The following is a 17,016-nucleotide window of genomic DNA, read 5'->3' on the forward strand; positions in this document are numbered from 1 at the left end:
GTAAATTTAATTAATTAAACTTTTTCGATGTAAAATTCGAAATCCTGTCCGTTAATATCACTCTTAAAATATTCTTTATCCTCACCGTTTCCGGTGGTTACGTCATCGCACAAAATTTCGGACTTAATATAATTAATATGATTATTAATTGCTTTACTAATTTCGTCGGTTGTTTTTACTGTTAATTTTATCCTGTCGTTCACCTCGAAGTCATTCGTCTTCCTGTAATTCTGCACACGGTTAATAAATTCTCTAACTATACCTTCCTCGATAAGTTCCTCGTCCAGTCTCGTGTCGAGCGCAACGGTGATCCCTTTGTCGGATTCTACTATCCAGCCCTCGATGTCTTCCGTAAATACTTCCACGTCTTCCGGCGTGATCGTAAACCCGTCCTTTTCGAGTTGGCCTTCCGTTTCCAGCTTGCTCACTTCATCCCTGGATAACCCGTTTATGACCTGCTGAACTGCTTTGACATCCTTGCCGAATTTCGGACCAATCACTTTGAAGTTCGGTTTTGCCTTCTTTACGATAATGTCGGAATCTCCTTCGATAAGGTTTAACTCCTTCACGTTGACTTCGTCCAGTATAATGCTCTCGACTTTCTTTAAACGCGCTTTCTCCTCGTCGCTGTTCACCGGCACGAGGATCTGCTTCAACGGCTGGCGTGTCTTTAGATTGTTCCTCACTCGCATAGAACGCACCAGGTACACTATAGTCTGCGCGGTCTCCATTTCTTTTTCGAGCGGTGTGTTTATCGCACTCTCGTCGTATGGAGTGTATTCGGTCAAATGTATGCTTTGGTCACCATCCGTTAAGCTCATGTAAAGCTTATCCGAGATCATCGGCGAGAACGGCGCTACCATTTTCAGTATCTCTTCGATAAGAGTATATAACGTTTGATAAGCCGATAACTTGTCCGTTTCATTCTCCGGGTTTCTGAACCGCTTCCTGTTGCGTCTCACGTACCAGTTACTGACTTCGTCCAGTGTGAAGTCACTCACGAGCCTTGCCGCGCGTGTGATATCATAACCATCCATCAGTTCGGTGTACTCTTTCTTTACCGTGTTGAGCTTGGATATTATCCACTTGTCTATTTCGGCTCTCTCACTCACCGGAACTTCATTCGATCCATCATATTTAAATCCCGTCAGCTCGGAGTATATTACGTAAAACTTGTATGTGTTTATTAATGTATCGAAGAACTTATTCCTTACGTCCCTCAGCTCATCCTCGTTGAATAACTTCGACTTGCCGATAGGGGACATCGTTATCATGTACCATCTCAACACGTCCGCGCCGTGTTTGTCCATCATTTCATACGGGTTAACGATGTTACCCATGGACTTGCTCATCTTCTTCCCGTTCTTATCCAGTATGTGCCCGTTTACGATAAGATTCTTATACGCCGGCTGGTCGAATAAAAATGTGCTGATGGCGTGCAATGAATAGAACCATCCGCGCGTCTGGTCGATGGCCTCCGCGATAAAATCCGCCGGAAATGTCTTCACGAACAGCTCCTTATTCTCGAACGGATAATGCCTCTGCGCGAAAGGCATGCTTCCGCTGTCGAACCATGCGTCTATCACGGATTCGACGCGCTTCATTTCTTTGCCCTCTTTGCTTTTCAGTATGAGGCTGTCTATGAACGGCTTATGCAGGTCAAGCTCCCCGGGATAGACTTCATCCCAGTTAACCGCCTTCTCCTTCAGCTCTTCTATCGATCCCACCGCCTCGTAATGCGGTGTGTCTTCATCGTCCGTCCAGTACCATATCGGGAGGGGAGTGCCCCAGAACCTGTTCCTCGATACTGCCCAGTCCTTGTTCTCCTCGAGCCAGTTGCCGAAGCGTCCCGTGCCGAATTCCGGCGGGTGCCAGTTGATGGTCTTGTTCAGCTCCACCATCCTGTCCTTGTAGTCGGTGGTCTTTATGAACCAGCTGTCCGTGGCGTAATACATCAGCGGAACGTGGTGCCTCCAGCAATGCGGGTACGAGTGTGTGAACATCTCCTTCCTGTAAAGACGGTCCCTGCTCTTCAGCTCGTTCATTATTTCCGGGTCGGCTTCCTTAAAATTCTTTCCCGCGAACGGCGTAACGTTCTCCTTAAAGCGCCCGTTTTTTCCCACTGCCTGCAGGACGGGAAGCTTGTATTTAAGCCCCGTCTGGTAATCGTCCTCTCCAAATGCCGGAGCGATGTGAACGATACCAGTTCCGTCCTCCATCGTAATGAAGTCGCCCAGCGTTACGTAATGCGCTTTTTCGTCGAACGTGAAGAACTTATAAAGCGGTTCGTATTCGGTGCCCTCCAGGTCCTTGCCGGAGAACTCCGCGTCTATTGTATAATCTTCCTTTACGGAATCCAATCTCTCTTTTGCCAGTATGAACGTGTTCAGCTTCGATCCGCTTCCTTCGTCCGGTTTGTATGTCGTTATCTTTACGTACTGCTGTTTAGGATTAACGGCAACGGCTGTGTTGGACGGAAGTGTCCACGGTGTTGTCGTCCATACGAGCAGGTCCGCGTCCTTATGCTCACCGCTCGTCACCTTAAACTTCACATACACCGACGGGTCCTTCAGGTCCTCGTAGCCCTGCGCCACCTCGTGAGATGACAGAGGAGACTCGCATATCGGGCAGAAGGGGATTATCTTGAATCCCTTATATATCAGTCCCGCGTCGAAGAGCCTCTTCAGCGCCCACCACACGGACTCGATGTACTCATTGTGAAAGGTCACGTACGCGTGCTCCAGGTCCACCCAGTAGCCCATGCGCCGTGTCAGCTCCTCCCACTTATCCACGTAAGTGAAAACGGAATCACGGCAGGCTTTATTGAACTCTATGACGCCGAACTCCTCGATCTCGTTCTTCGACTTGATGCCCAGCTTTTTCTCCACCTCGATCTCGACTGGCAGACCGTGTGTGTCCCAGCCCGCTTTGCGGTTCACCTGGAATCCGCTCATGGTCTTATAACGGCAGACAGTGTCCTTAACGGCGCGGGAGATCACGTGGTGAATGCCCGGAATGCCGTTAGCTGTCGGAGGTCCCTCGTAGAACGTAAAAGCGGGCTTTCCCTCCTTCTCCGAGATGCTTTTCTTAAAAACTCCGTCAGCCTCCCAGAAGTCCAGGACTTCCTTCTCTATCTCAGGTAAGTTTATATTTTCAGGTAACTTACGGCTCATGATCGAATCGAATATAAGCCATAAAAATAGGTGAAATTATGGGGAATTACAATGCAGAATGGGGAAGAGAAAGGGAGAATTCTATTTATTTTTGTTTTTCTTTTTTACTGTGATGGCTTTATTTTCGCCTCTTTTTGATTTGTTTCTAGTTAAGTTTAAACGAATATATTTTCTTCCAAGAAATACCTTGGATACAAAAACCTCTAATCCCTGCCCAATTACTAAATTATTCATATAATCGGCAAATTCATAGCCAGATTCTTTTAAATAAATGGAGGGAATTCTTCCGGTAAGATTATTTCCAATATCAAGTAAAACATTAAATTCATTAATTTCTATTATTTTGCCATTTAATTCTCTTCCAACAAAATATTCCTTATGAATATTTTTCCAAGGGTCAGGTTCTAAGTCTCTCAAGCTACAAACTAAAGCTCTTTCAGAATCAACTTTATCTGTAACAATCATATTAAATTTTTTTCCAACATATTGTAGTAATTCATCTTCTGGAAGTTCAATCCACGAGATTTCTCTTTTGGGTATGTATGCTTCTAATCCATTTTCGAGAACTCCTTTAAATGATGCTTGTAGAACATTAGTAATCTCCACATCAATTTTATCTCCGATTTCAGGAACTTCATTTTGTTTCCATGGATCATTCTCATCTAACTTACGAGATAATAAAACGCTTCCTATAGAATAGTCGATTTCTATTACTTTAAAATTCAGTACATCACCCATTGATAATGAGTCACTACAAGAATCGACTCTATACCAGCTGCATTCATCAACTGTAATATAACAATCAAAATCATTTACTTTTACAACGGCAAAATCAATAGATATATCAACTACAACCCCTTCAAGTATTGAATCTTTTAGAATTCCTAATTCATCGATAACATTATTGAAATTTGAATCGTAATGAACTTCGTCTTTTGTTAAAAAGGCGATGCTTATTTCTGTCTTTTTAGTGTAATCCTGAGTAATTTCTAATGAAGAATTAGTGCTGAGTAATTGTAAGTTAAGTCTCTTATCTTTCTTTAAATGATCAATGAATTTCTTAAAAAAAGATTTCGCAGGTGGAAAAGAAACTATATATATGTGTTGTGCACCCTTTCTTAAGTGTACATTTAGCGAATTAATGTAAGGGACTAAACCTTGTGATTCTTGTTTTGCGGTTTTAGCTAATAGAATAATACCAAAATTAAATGTCATATTTACAAAAGAAAGTTTAATCTGAGTTCCTACTTTCCTTTTGGCCACAGTCAATAAATAATCAAGTAAACTAACTACATCTCTTGATTTATCAGAATAATCCCCTGAAGAATATATTCCCTCTCCGGCTATCTCCAATTCGTTTATAAATATAGGAATAAAATATCCACCTTTATCAACTTCTATAATCTTGCTATATAAATCTGAAATTAATTTTTCGTTGCTTAACTCTGGGTCGAGGAAAAACTTTTTGTTTACAACTTTTCCATGATTACCTAACTTATTTGCAAGCTTTGTTAACAAAGATAAATCTATTGCTTTTAAAATGTTGGTATCTATATTTTCACGAATATATGAACAGGTTGTTTGTTGTATAACCATTAAGCCAGCAGAAAGTACATTTTTTGTCTGGTCATCGTCATGCTTTAACCTTAAAATGAGTACTCCATTTTTTTTAAAGATTGGATCATCAGGGTTTATAACCCATCTAATTTTTACTTTTACCTTGGGGGAATTTGGTATTTTTTTTATAACTTCCTTATTAAGGAATGCAGTTATTTGCGAGGAAATCTCAGAAGCAATGTACTTGTTTGGAAAAAATTTGAAAAATTTAAAAAATGGATAGAAAACATTTGATTTTAACTTCTCAATTCGATCACTGTCTTCAATAATCAAATATATAACTACTAGACTGAAAATGAATAAGATTAAAAAGAAAGCCCCAAAAAAACCTAATTTTTCAATTAAAAAATATACAACTAATAAGAGTTTATAAAACCCTTCTATAATTTTATCCAATAGGTTTTAATTTATGTGTTGTTTCCAGACACTCTTTACAATCACATAGAATCCTCAATTCACTATTGTCAACCATTATAGCACCAATATTATCCCATGTAATTAGCATAGAACAATTTGAGCAAAATAATTCTTTATTTTCTATTTTTTCGCTTATCCCATAGTAGGTCAATATATCCTTTAATTTATCCTCTTGGATTGCAGGAACTTCTAATTTCTTTGCCATTTTATCTCTGTATATTAATTTAGAATATTTAAAAAAGATTTAATGTAAGTAACTTAAAATATCCATAGTATAATCTAGATTACACCATAATATATATATTTTTTACGATTATTTTTAATTTTTGTTCAAATTTGGAATATTTTATTAATCTATTTAACTATATTAACAACATATTATACTGGAAAGTCGTTCCATGTGGATTATTTTACTTTATTTAATATAACCCCTTTTCCCTTTACAACTCCGCGCTTCCTCCGAACTCGACTCGTGGCGAAGAAAAATTGTTGGAGCGAGAGTTTTTTCGAGCGAGCTTTTTTCTTCGAGCAAAAACCGCAGGAATTGTTAGGCGCATTTACGGCAGACCGCGCATTTTGCCTGCCCTTACAGGGGTACTTTTGTGCGGACAAAAGTACAACACCCCGTAGGCGTATCATGTATTTTGATACTTTGTGCGCACGAAAGTACAACACCAACGAAAGCCCTTTTCCTTTTATACATACCCCTTTTCCGGCATTTCTTCACCCCTGCTCTTTGATAATCCCCTCCGACGGAGGGGTGGATTCCGTCTAAGACGGAAGACGGGGTGGGTTGCCACAGTCTCAAACCATCTTCGTACCTCACATTTTTGTACACCACCGCAGAAAGCCCTTTTCCCTTTACCCGCGCCCCTTTCCCAGCATTTCTTCGCCCCTGCTCTTTGATAATCCCCTCCGACGGAGGGGTGGATTCCGTCAAAGACGGAAGACGGGGTGGGTTGCCGCAGTAAGGATCCATTTTTTTATTTCCTTCTCCGTGTCTCCGCCTGCCCCGCTTTAGCGGTGGTGTCTTGGTGGTGATTTTTTTTGTCCTCTGTGTCCTTTGTGCCTCTGTGGCAAAAGCTTTGAATACCCTTTACCCATGCCCCTTTCCCGGCATTTCTTCACCCCTGCTATTTCCTGTTAGCTTTATCCTTGCTATATTATACAGGTTTTTATCAATGAACAATAAAAACGCAATACGATGAAACACAAAACAAAATCAGTACAACTAACACGATCGAACTACTCGCCGTTCTGCTGAAATCCATGCCAACGGCTTAGAGGCAGGGGTACACCCCCCTGCTGTATACGATCGAACCTCTGGAGGAGCGCGCGGCTCTGCGTCACCATTAAATAATTACTCTCAGCGTACGCGCGCGCAAGATCGAACTAGAATGGGTCTGTCTGTCGCAAATTCCGCGCTCAGGGAATGTTGCGATCGGCTCCCGCGTAGAAGAATAAAGAAGTCACGTACGATTACTGAGCGGTCCCGTTAAGCCCTTACCCCATCTTCTCTCTCAGCCAGTGCCATTCCGCCATGTGCCCGGCTTTTGATTGTCTCTTTCATAATTATGCCTTAATGTTTATTTTCTCGAAACAATCAAATCTATCACCATGAAAAGGATCATAATTATTTTAGCGGTTCTATTTGTTCTTGTCTGTCTGGGGGCGTTTATTTCTAATCCAAGCGAGAAAAAAATGAAGAGTGAGTTCTCTGAAGTGATACTGGAAAAACTCGATAAGAAGACAGATGAGGACATGAAAAATAATCCTTATAATGAGTGGGGAAATTCAATAGTTAAAAATCTGTTAAGCAAGATAATGGATTCAAATTCCAAACGGTTGAACTATTACTTGTTCTCCGAGCTCGAGCTGACCATTAAAGAGAGAAAGAAGATCGTCGCCTTGGGAGCATTTGGTATGGTATATGTTTACGACTTCGATGATAATATAATGGAGTAACCCTTAACTTAATAATAAAATTGTGGCAAAATCGAATAAGCTTACTGCAAAGCAGAGCGAAGAATTGATCGCGGTATTAAAAGACCGTTTCGGGAAGAATATGAAACGGCATAAGGGTATCGTGTGGGATAAGGTGCAGGCCAGGCTGGAGAAGAATCCCGGGAAGTTGTGGGTGCTTCACAAAATGGAAAATACGGGCGGCGAGCCCGATGTCGTCGGATTCGATAATAAAGCCGGGGAATATATCTTTTACGACTGCTCTGCGGAGTCACCTAAGGGAAGGAGAAGTCTCTGCTACGACAGGGAAGCATGGGAGTCGAGGAAGGAGCATAAGCCGAAGGATAACGCAATGGGAATGGCAAAGGAGATGGGCGTCGAGATGCTGACGGAAGACGAGTACCGCGAAATGCAGAAGCAGGAAGAGTTCGACCTCAAAACTTCGAGCTGGGTGAAGACGCCGGATAAGATAAGGAAACTCGGCGGGGCGATATTCTGCGACAGGCGGTTCGATACCGTCTTCACATATCACAATGGCGCTGAGTCGTATTACGGTTCGCGCGGATTCCGTAGTAAATTAAAAGTTTAAGATTAAAAATTAAAATTACGACTGAATGACGGAAGCACAAATAATTTCACTTTGGGACCAGTTCGGGGCGGCGCTGGATATGTTCCAGAACGCGCTGGAGAAATGCCCGGAAGAACTCTGGGATAATACGGAAGAAGGCGCGTACAGGTTCTGGTACTGGGCTTACCACACATTATTCTGGACCGACTATTACCTGGACAAGGAACCACAGGATTTCAGACCGCCGGAGCCTTACAATATGTCGGAGTTCGACCCGGAGGGGTTATTGCCGGACAGTGTTTATACCAAGGAGCAGTTAATCGATTATACGGAGCTCTGCCGGAATAAGCTAAGAAATCTCATAAAAGGGTTCATTTCGGATCCATCGCTTCTGGAGAGGGAATGGCGTAACGACCGTAAGTCCGACACGATGTACGAATTAACTCTTTACAATATGCGTCATGTCCAGCATCATACGGGACAGCTGAATATGCTTCTAGGGCAGGTAGATCATGAATTGCCGGTGTGGGTCTCATATTCGAGACAGGAATTATAATCCTTTCCGGGATGTATTTTTTGTGCAAATTTCTCAGTATATTGGCTTTTCAACCTAACCGCACACAAAATGCCAAAGTACATCATCGAAAGAGAGATTCCCGGAGCAGGAAGTCTCACCAAAGGGGAGTTAGTCGCCATTTCGCAAAAATCATGCGGAGTACTGGACAATATGAAGGATATCCAGTGGCTTCACAGTTACGTCGCAGGAGATAAAATTTACTGTATATATCTTGCCGCCAATGAAGATCTCGTAAAAGAGCATGCGAGCCAGGGAGGATTCCCGGCTAATAAGATAACCGAGATCTCCGAAATAATCGAACCACATACGGCTGAAGCATAATCTTTTCGAAAATACTATTTATCGCAACTGAAATTGGTTTAGATTTATTGTATTTTATTACGGTCAGATAATTATATTTTCGCGCTTATCTTAGCTTTAATAGCTCAAATACACTGGGACGTAAGTCCGGAGATATTTCACACGGGAGGCTTTGCGCCAAGGTGGTATGGCGTGCTTTTCGCGCTGGGACTGCTGTTTGCTTACCTTGTCATGAAGAAGTTTTACCGTGAGGAAGGCAAGCCTGTTTCAGAGCTGGATATACTCTCAGTTTATATTGTAGCGGGTACTATAATTGGAGCGAGGCTTGGGCATTGCTTGTTTTATGGTACGAGCTATTATCTATCGCATCCACTGGAGATAGTGAAATTCTGGGAAGGAGGTCTGGCAAGCCACGGTGCAGCGATAGGAATCGTACTGGCTATATGGCTGTATTCGAGGAAAAAGGACATTTCTACGACGGTAACGTGGATATTCGACAGGATAGTTATCGTAACGTGTCTTGCAGGTACACTGATACGGCTTGGAAATCTCATGAATTCGGAAATACTGGGTACAGCAACAGATCTGCCGTGGGCGTTCGTATTTGCTCGTGTGGATAATGTTCCACGCCACCCGGCACAGTTATACGAAGCGATATTTTACCTGTTTACATTTTTCATTTTGTATAATTATTACAATAAGTCAAAAAATAAAGACTTTCACGGAATTATACTCGGGATGTTCTTTGTGATAGTATTTTCATTCCGTTTTGTCATCGAGCTTGTTAAGGAGCATCAATCGGAATTGCTGATGAACTCTGCGATAGACATGGGCAGTGTATTGAGCATTCCATTCATAATAGCCGGGGTAGTACTCATATTGCAGGCTAACCGAAAGATCAAAAATACTTCAAATAAAATATCATAAGTTTTAGATTTTATTATTGGTTTTCCATTTTTATTTTGAGTGAGATTTTAACTTATTAATGGATATTGCATTAGGAATAATATTGGGGGTTTGTCTTAGCGCGGCTGTGGGATTCAGAATATTTGTCCCGATGCTGATACTTAGCATAGCAGCCAATGCGGGTTATGTAGAACTTTCGAATTCCTTTTTGTGGATCTCTACTCTTCCAGCCTTGATCGCCTTTGCATCAGCAACAATAATCGAGATAATAGGTTACTATGTGCCGTGGATGGATAATATGCTCGATACCATATCCACTCCATTATCCATAGTAGCAGGCGCAGCCGCAACCGGAGCTGTTATAATCGATGTGGACCCGTTAATCTCATGGACAATAGCAATAATCCTTGGCGGCGGATCAGCATTCACGGTCGAGGTCCTGACTGTAAAGGCGCGCGCCTTATCGTCGTTCTTTACAGGCGGATTGGGTAACCAGATCGTTGCAACCGGAGAGCTTTTCTTTTCAACATTTATATCAATTCTAGCGATAGTAGTGCCGATAGTGGCGCTTGCATTCCTTCTCTTTCTCGCATTTGTGATTCAAAAGCTAATCACACGAGAGAGCAATTCACAAAACAAAAAATTCGAAGACATATAAATAGGTTACAGGTATACGGTAATACCAAATTTTAATTCCTTACCCTTGAATTGGGTTTCGTTTCCATCGAGGTCATAACTTTCACTGTAGCCAGAATCAGTATATTGATGGATATATTTTTGCCATGAATAAGTATAAGCGAAATTATATTCCGCGAAAAAACTGAAATTGGAAGTCGCAAACCATTCGATACCAAGCAGGGCATTAGCTCCCAGTGATATACTTCTACTATAATCGTAGTAATTATTTTGATAGTTAGAATTGTTCCTTGTCCTTTTTGTCGATGATTCCGAGTAACTAAAATATGGTCCTAAACCAATAAATGCCTTTACGATATCGTTAGGTCTAACATAATAAATCATATCCACTACGGTAGTAACATAATTAGCATAATCATTTACCGATAAATCGTTTTGACTGAATGTAAGGTCATTTCCTCCAAGGTCTTCCTGTGATAAGTTAATGCCTAATCCAAGGCGCAGTCCAAAGCTATTTGTAAACTGTTTTTTTACGGAGATGTGCAGGTTGTCAAAATTTGTAACATGCAGTAACGAACCGATCGCTAATTGAAACGCGATTGGTTTTGTTTTTAAGATGCTTCCATTTGTTTCAGTCGAATCATTTTTCTCGAATGAAAGAGAAGGAAAATTAAAACATAAAATAAGAATTAAAAGAAAAGATAGCGATAGTGTGGTTTTCATTTTTAACTATTAAGATTATGGTAGAATTTCGGAAAAATAAAAATTTTGTTTTAAAAATAAAAAACAATAAAACAAAAAGGGAGGCAATAGCCTCCCTTTTAGATTTTAAAAGTATAGAACCGCTTATTTTATAAGCGCCATCTTTTTGGATTCTTTCAGATCACCGGCAGTGAGTTCGTATATGTAAATACCGGAACTGACAGGCTGACCATTATCATCTTTGCCATCCCAAACGATCAGTCTTTCACCTGTAGCCTGGACTTCGTTTACAAGGGTGCGTATTAATTTTCCGGAAACATCATAGACCGCAAGCTTAACTCTTGCTTTATTTACTATATCATATCGTATTGTTGTGGTTGGGTTGAAAGGATTAGGGTAATTTTGGTAAAGTTTGAACCTTTCCGGAATATTTGTATTAATAGGGTCAATGCCAACGGTAGAGTCGAGCTGTGATTCCCAGAGACCTCTGCCGAATGTACCTGCACGGAGTTTCTGCACGCCATAGTGTATCTCAAGCTCCCTTACGCCGACATTAGGCAGTCCGGTAGAGAATGCAAGCCAGTCTGCATGAGTGCTATTTCTGTAATAAACGCCGACATCGGTACCAACATAAACGCCATCCGAAGAAGAATTTCTATAAACGATGCAATTTGCCGGAGCATTTGGAAGCGAACCGGAGTAGTTTGTCCAATTAGTTCCACCATTGGTGGTCATATAAACTTTTTCACCGGCAGTATAACCTGAGAATGTAATCCATGCTTTGTTTGGGTCAGTATTTGAAATATCTATATAAGTTATCGAGAGGGACGGAAGCCCCGATGAAATATTAGTCCAGCTAGCACCGTCATTGGTTGTTTTGTAGAGGGTCGATCCTTTGCCGGCGTAAATCGTAGAGGGGCTGGATTCGGATATAGAAAGCGCAAATATCTTTGAGCCTGCGGCAAACGTGGATATCTTAGACCAGTTTGTACCGCTATTAGTTGTTTTCCAGACGTTATCGAATCCTGCATAGAGGGTAGTAGGCGTTGTCGGCGACATCTCATAAGGGGTTACGAAGGCACCCGTTTCGGTTATCCCTCCTACAGCATCGACGAAATTAAGTCCGCTATTTGTAGAGCGAAGAATGCCGCCGTTTTGATATTCTACAAATACTGTGCTTGTATCAGAATAATTGATAGCTGCTTCACCTCCATCTGCGCCGTAAACATGTGTATATTGACCTATCCTGAATCTATTGCTGCCGTTATCCTGCGTACCTCCATACATAAGGTAAGGGCCGGAAGGCGTGCCGGCAATTTTGTAGAACTGAGTTATTTGTAATCCGAATGATCTATTAACCCACAGTGAGCCTCCGTTTGTTGTATTGTAAATGCCACCATCACTACCACTGTATAAAGTCGATCCGTAAAAGTCGAGATAATGTATATCAGCGTGTGTATAACCTGCCGTAGTGGGTGGATATATCCAGTGGGAGCTGATAGTAAGTGACGCACCACCGTTTGTGCTTTTCCATATATTAATTCCTCCGGGATAAATGATATTTGCATCCGAAGGGTCGACGGCAATAACCAGGTCATACCATGCCTGACCGCCTCCGGTTGAGCCATCCATTGCATATCCCAGTATATTCGGCGTAGTTGACATTGTGCTGAATGACGTACCGCTATTTGTAGAGCGGTAGATACCATTAAAGCTGTAATCAGAAGATTTTCCCGCAAGCAGATAAACATAAGAGCCATCAGCGGGGGATACACCTATAGCGTATCTACATGTAGATGATGGGGAGGGGAGTCCTGTTGTGACTTCAGTGAAGCTAGCTCCGCCATCGGTCGATCTATAAAACCGTGCGTCCGATGTCCTGTTCTTGGCGGCATATACTATCGAGGGATCACCCGGTTTAAATTCGATATCATACCATGCACCTGTTTCTACCTGTGTCCAGTTTACGCCGGAGTTTGTGGTTCTGTAAATGCCGTTGCTGGTCGCGGCTACAAGTGTGCTGGTTGTTGTTGGATTAATGAGAATCTTACTAACTCTTCGGAAATCCGTTATGGACCAGACAAGCCCGGTTGGGGAAAAGGAGTTACCACCATCGGTCGATTTAAGTATGCCAATGCTATATGTCTGACTTGCGTCGCCGTCGCCGGTCCCAATGTAGATGGTACTTGTACTTGTTGGGTCTATTGCAACGGATGATACGCCAAGTGTTGCAAGGTCGTCGGTCATGGTGTACCAATTAGCCCCGCTATTAGTGGATTTCCACATACCGCCGGACGGACTACCGATATATATTATGCTGGGTGTTACAGGATCGACCGCTATGCAATTTACTCTACCGATACCCGGGTTATAGCTTGTCGTAGTCCATGATGTAGGTCCAAGTGAAATCCAGTTGCTTCCAAGGTCAATATCGTCCCTTACGTTCTGTTTATGCTGTAATACCGCGTCGTAAAGAAGCTTTGGGCTAGGCAGGTCACCCGATGGGTAACAGATGGGTTCCCAGTAGGCATACCACCTCTGGAATTGTTTCCAGCCTGTGCCTCTTTCAACTTTTCTGTTTCCCCACCATTGATCGAAGCTCTTTTTGATTTCGTAGATATTAGCGTTGTTTTTGTCCATCATTTGCACCCAATCCTGTGAATGCAAAGGATTGACTAACAACAGTATCACAAAAATAGATAAAATAATGCCTGCAAACTTTGTATTGAAAGTTTTCATTTCTGCCCGGTTGGTTTACAAAAAAAGATTTGTTACTAAATTTACCTTAATTAGATAAATTTTTCAATTGTGTTGGATTATGTTAGTGTAATTATATTGTTTAGAGGGTTACTTCAGGATTTCATCTTTAATCTTGTAAAGATATTCTTTAGCGGCCTCATATTCGTTCGGAATTTCACCGTCGAGAATTGCTTCTTCAATACGTTTTTTAATTACACCAACTTTACGTGAGGGTTCGAGATTACAAATTTCCATAATTTCTTCACCACGAACGGGGGATTGGAAGTTACGGAGCTGGTCTTTCTCCTGTACATCCCTGATCTTTTGTTCGACGATGTCATAATTACTCATGAAGCGGGATATCTTTGATGTATCCTTTGAGGTGATGTCTGCGCGGCAAAGGGTGAGAAGGTCCTCTAGTTCCTCCCCGGCGTCAGCAGCGAGGCGCCTAATTGCGGAGTCAGTTACTTCATCTTTTGCTAGCGGGATAGGACGCAGGTGCATACGGACGAGTTTCTCTACATAGGGGAGTTTACTCATCGGCAAGCGAAGTTTTTTGAATATCTTTTTCATCATACGAGCACCGAGTTCTTCATGTCCGTGGAACGTCCACCCTGTTCCTTCAACGAACTTTTTTGTAGGAGGCTTAGCGATGTCATGAACAAGAGCGGCGAAACGAAGCCATACATTATCGGTTTTTTGAGAGATATTATCAACTACCTGTAGAGTATGGTAGAAGACATCTTTGTGATGATAATCCTTGCGCTGGTCCACTCCGGCAAGATTCGACATTTCGGGAAAGATGATTTCCATTACACCGGTTTTAAAAAGGAGATCCAGACCAATAGATGGTTTAGGACTCATAAGTATTTTAAGGAATTCATCGGTTATCCGCTCCTGTGATACGACTGAGTCTTCTTTGAGGCGGTCTTTCATTTTTACTATCGCGTCGTATGTACCGGTTTCGATAGAGAAGTCGAGCACAGATGCAAATCTTATAGCACGCATTATACGGAGCGGGTCGTCATCGAAAGTCTTCTCGGGGGCGAGGGGAGTGCGGATGATCTTGTTCTCAATGTCATCTACGCCGCCAAAAATATCTGTAAGTTGATCAAGTGTGTTCGAGTTTAACGAAACAGCAAGGGCATTGATGGTAAAATCACGGCGCGCCAGATCATCTTCTAAGCCGGAGAATTCTACGTCGGGTTTTCGTGAATCCCTGTTATAGCTTTCTTTTCGGGCAGAAGCGAACTCTATCTTGTATTCGTTATGCTCCAGGAGGGCGGTACCGAATTTTTTGTAAACAGCGCTGAGTTCATCATTTAATTCTGCGGCAACCTTGCCGGCAAATTCGACACCGTCACCGATCACCATTACATCGATATCGACGGTAGGTTTATCAAGGATCATATCGCGGACATAACCGCCTACGACATATGCTCTAAGTTTGGTTGCATCGGCTATTTTTCCTATATCAAGTAATATTTCATCTTTTATCAGCAATTCTAGTTTACTTCTCTCTTAATTAAACGGAATGGAGCTTTGTCCTCACCTCCAATCTCAATAATGTGGTATTCCCTTATACCTGTTGTTGTGAATGGTATGGAACAGCCTGATGAATTTACAAAGAAAGTTCCTTTTCGGGCGTAGGTGTCAGTAATGTGAGTATGTCCGTGAAGCACCATGTTTACCTTATGCTTTTTAAAGAAATCGAATATACTTCCCTTATCATGGATCCTCATTTTCCATTGCTCGGTCTTAAGCCAAAGTGTGTGCTCAGGATGGTTCTTATTCTCGCCAGGTTTATTAAAATGGTGATGGATTAGCACTATCTTTACTTTGTTCTTTATGCCTGCGATTTCCGCCAGTTCATCGATCTCTTTGAGCTGCTTTCCAGAAACAAGTCCGTTTGTTCCGAGAGGATTCATGTCACGTGAGTACTCTGCAATGGAATTAATCGCGATGACAGCTACATCATTGTTGAGTAACTTGATATACGGCAGGAAAGAAGTTTTACTAGTTACAATATTTTCAAACGTTTCAATGAAGGAGTTGTAAAATTGGTTTAGCATACTGCCGTAATCTAGCTCTTTGCACCGGGTAGGGTACATGAAAAAGGGTAGTTCGGGGGAAGGACCACCATATATATCATGATTGCCGGGGATAACACTCAGCCGGGAGGAATTCAGTAAATCAAATTCATCAAGAACTCCTCGGATTATTGCATAGTCTCTCTCATCAGCATAATCAGCAATATCACCCGTAAGAACAATATGGTCACAGCCAGAAGAAATGGCGTCCATGAGCAGAGCGCGGAATTTAGTCACATTTGGCGCAGGGTTATCATATTTAATATGTATGTCCGTTATATGTGCTATCCTATACATGATGCATTTATTTTAATTCTTTAAGTGAGTTCTCAACTTCTGTAATAATATCGGAAGCTACTTCAATTGCCTGTTTACCATCTTCAAGCGTAACGACCGGTTCCTTATTTTGTATAATCGAGTCAAAGAAGTTCATAAGCTCGAACTTTAGCGGATTAATATCAGCAATGTGGGGTCTTTCGTAAAGTATCTTCTCACCATTCCCAAGTTCAATACCTCCGAGCCCAAATGAGTTACCGGAATTATTTGCGTCATCACCGGAGGTTAATTTAAACACTTCCGATAAATTCTGCAAAAAGTCGATAGAAATATACGCGCTTTTCTGAAAGATACGCATCTTTCTCATTTTATATTGTGAAATTCGGGATGCAGTAACGTTGGCTACGGATCCGTTTTCGAACTTTATGCGGGCGTTTGCGATGTCTATCTTGCCGGTAATAATGGAAACGCCATTCGCGTCTATTTTTGATACGGGTGATTTTACAAGGTTAAGGATAATATCTATATCGTGTATCATCAAGTCCTGGATTACCGACACGTCAGTACCGCGGGGATTGAACTGTGCCAGACGGTGTGATTCGATGAAAATCGGAGCAAGATGGTATTCATCAAGCGCAAGGATAGCGGGATTAAATCTTTCGATGTGCCCGATCTGAACTTTAACATTTTTGTTTTTAGTGAGATCGATCAGTTGTGAAGCTTCCTCTGCTGTTGATGTAACAGGCTTTTCGATGAATGTATTAATGTCTTTCGATAGAGTTTTTTGTGCAATGTCGAAGTGAGTTGATGTCGGTGTAACAACTATCGCTGTGTTTATCGAATCAAGGGCTTCATCGAGCGAATTGAATGCTCTTACCTTTTCTTCAGCGGAAATATTCTGCAGGTTAGCAGTATCAGTATCAAAAATACCAATGAGATTAATATTTTCGTTCTCTTGTGATATTTCTTTAAGGATCTTCAGGTGGGTTTTTCCTAAGTGTCCTACACCTATCAAGCCTGCATTAATATATTTTGACATTAGATTGATTTAGT

The 17,016-nt window shown here is 41.8% G+C and carries 14 protein-coding genes; 6 read left to right on the forward strand and 8 right to left on the reverse strand.

Going from position 1 to position 17,016, the window contains the following annotated elements; all coding sequences use genetic code 11:
• Positions 1–14: 14 nt before the first annotated feature.
• The 3 genes from H6614_05360 to H6614_05370 all read right to left on the reverse strand — a co-directional run bounded on the left by H6614_05360 (position 15) and on the right by H6614_05370 (position 5,412).
• Positions 15–3,173: an isoleucine--tRNA ligase gene (locus H6614_05360; protein ID MCB9243080.1), complete on the reverse strand. Its 3,159-nt coding sequence runs from the start codon at positions 3,171–3,173 to the stop codon at positions 15–17.
• 81 nt (positions 3,174–3,254) lie between these two features.
• Positions 3,255–5,186 carry a S1 RNA-binding domain-containing protein gene (locus tag H6614_05365; protein MCB9243081.1) on the reverse strand — a complete coding sequence of 644 codons (1,932 nt, stop codon included), beginning with the start codon at positions 5,184–5,186 and terminating at the stop codon, positions 3,255–3,257.
• Positions 5,179–5,412, reverse strand: a complete 234-nt coding sequence (locus H6614_05370) for a hypothetical protein (protein ID MCB9243082.1) — start codon at positions 5,410–5,412, stop codon at positions 5,179–5,181. Before H6614_05370 ends, H6614_05365 begins: the two co-directional genes overlap by 8 nt.
• 1,412 nt (positions 5,413–6,824) lie before the next feature.
• Here H6614_05370 and H6614_05375 point away from each other — a divergent pair.
• The 6 genes from H6614_05375 (at position 6,825) to H6614_05400 (ending at position 10,178) form a co-directional block, all read left to right on the forward strand.
• Positions 6,825–7,172 carry a DUF4359 domain-containing protein gene (locus H6614_05375; GenBank protein MCB9243083.1) on the forward strand — a complete coding sequence of 116 codons (348 nt, stop codon included), beginning with the start codon at positions 6,825–6,827 and terminating at the stop codon, positions 7,170–7,172.
• Positions 7,173–7,191: 19 nt separating this feature from the next.
• Positions 7,192–7,758, forward strand: a complete 567-nt coding sequence (locus H6614_05380; GenBank protein MCB9243084.1) for a DUF4256 domain-containing protein — start codon at positions 7,192–7,194, stop codon at positions 7,756–7,758.
• Between the two features lie 25 nt (positions 7,759–7,783).
• Complete coding sequence (locus H6614_05385) at positions 7,784–8,293, forward strand: DinB family protein (GenBank protein MCB9243085.1); 510 nt, start codon at positions 7,784–7,786, stop codon at positions 8,291–8,293.
• Positions 8,294–8,362: 69 nt separating this feature from the next.
• Complete coding sequence (locus H6614_05390) at positions 8,363–8,635, forward strand: DUF4242 domain-containing protein (GenBank protein ID MCB9243086.1); 273 nt, start codon at positions 8,363–8,365, stop codon at positions 8,633–8,635.
• A gap of 87 nt (positions 8,636–8,722) precedes the next feature.
• The gene (gene lgt, locus H6614_05395) at positions 8,723–9,541 is read left to right on the forward strand and encodes a prolipoprotein diacylglyceryl transferase (protein MCB9243087.1); all 819 of its coding nucleotides are present in this window, start codon (positions 8,723–8,725) and stop codon (positions 9,539–9,541) included.
• Between the two features lie 58 nt (positions 9,542–9,599).
• Complete coding sequence (locus tag H6614_05400; protein ID MCB9243088.1) at positions 9,600–10,178, forward strand: DUF4126 domain-containing protein; 579 nt, start codon at positions 9,600–9,602, stop codon at positions 10,176–10,178.
• 5 nt (positions 10,179–10,183) lie between these two features.
• Here H6614_05400 and H6614_05405 read toward each other — a convergent pair whose 3' ends face one another.
• The 5 genes from H6614_05405 to H6614_05425 form a co-directional block, all read right to left on the reverse strand.
• Positions 10,184–10,879 (reverse strand): outer membrane beta-barrel protein, encoded by a 696-nt coding sequence (locus tag H6614_05405; GenBank protein MCB9243089.1) that lies wholly within the window; start codon positions 10,877–10,879, stop codon positions 10,184–10,186.
• A 123-nt stretch (positions 10,880–11,002) separates the two neighbouring features.
• The gene (locus tag H6614_05410) at positions 11,003–13,597 is read right to left on the reverse strand and encodes a T9SS type A sorting domain-containing protein (protein ID MCB9243090.1); all 2,595 of its coding nucleotides are present in this window, start codon (positions 13,595–13,597) and stop codon (positions 11,003–11,005) included.
• A gap of 108 nt (positions 13,598–13,705) precedes the next feature.
• On the reverse strand, positions 13,706–15,007 hold the full coding sequence (locus H6614_05415; GenBank protein MCB9243091.1) for an HD domain-containing protein: 1,302 nt from the start codon (positions 15,005–15,007) through the stop codon (positions 13,706–13,708).
• 95 nt (positions 15,008–15,102) lie between these two features.
• On the reverse strand, positions 15,103–15,984 hold the full coding sequence (locus H6614_05420) for a metallophosphoesterase (protein MCB9243092.1): 882 nt from the start codon (positions 15,982–15,984) through the stop codon (positions 15,103–15,105).
• A 7-nt stretch (positions 15,985–15,991) separates the two neighbouring features.
• On the reverse strand, positions 15,992–17,002 hold the full coding sequence (locus tag H6614_05425; protein MCB9243093.1) for a Gfo/Idh/MocA family oxidoreductase: 1,011 nt from the start codon (positions 17,000–17,002) through the stop codon (positions 15,992–15,994).
• Positions 17,003–17,016: the final 14 nt, after the last annotated feature.

It is taken from the genome of Ignavibacteriales bacterium (assembly GCA_020635255.1).
Lineage (GTDB): Bacteria > Bacteroidota > Ignavibacteria > Tepidaquicellales > Tepidaquicellaceae > JAEYVS01.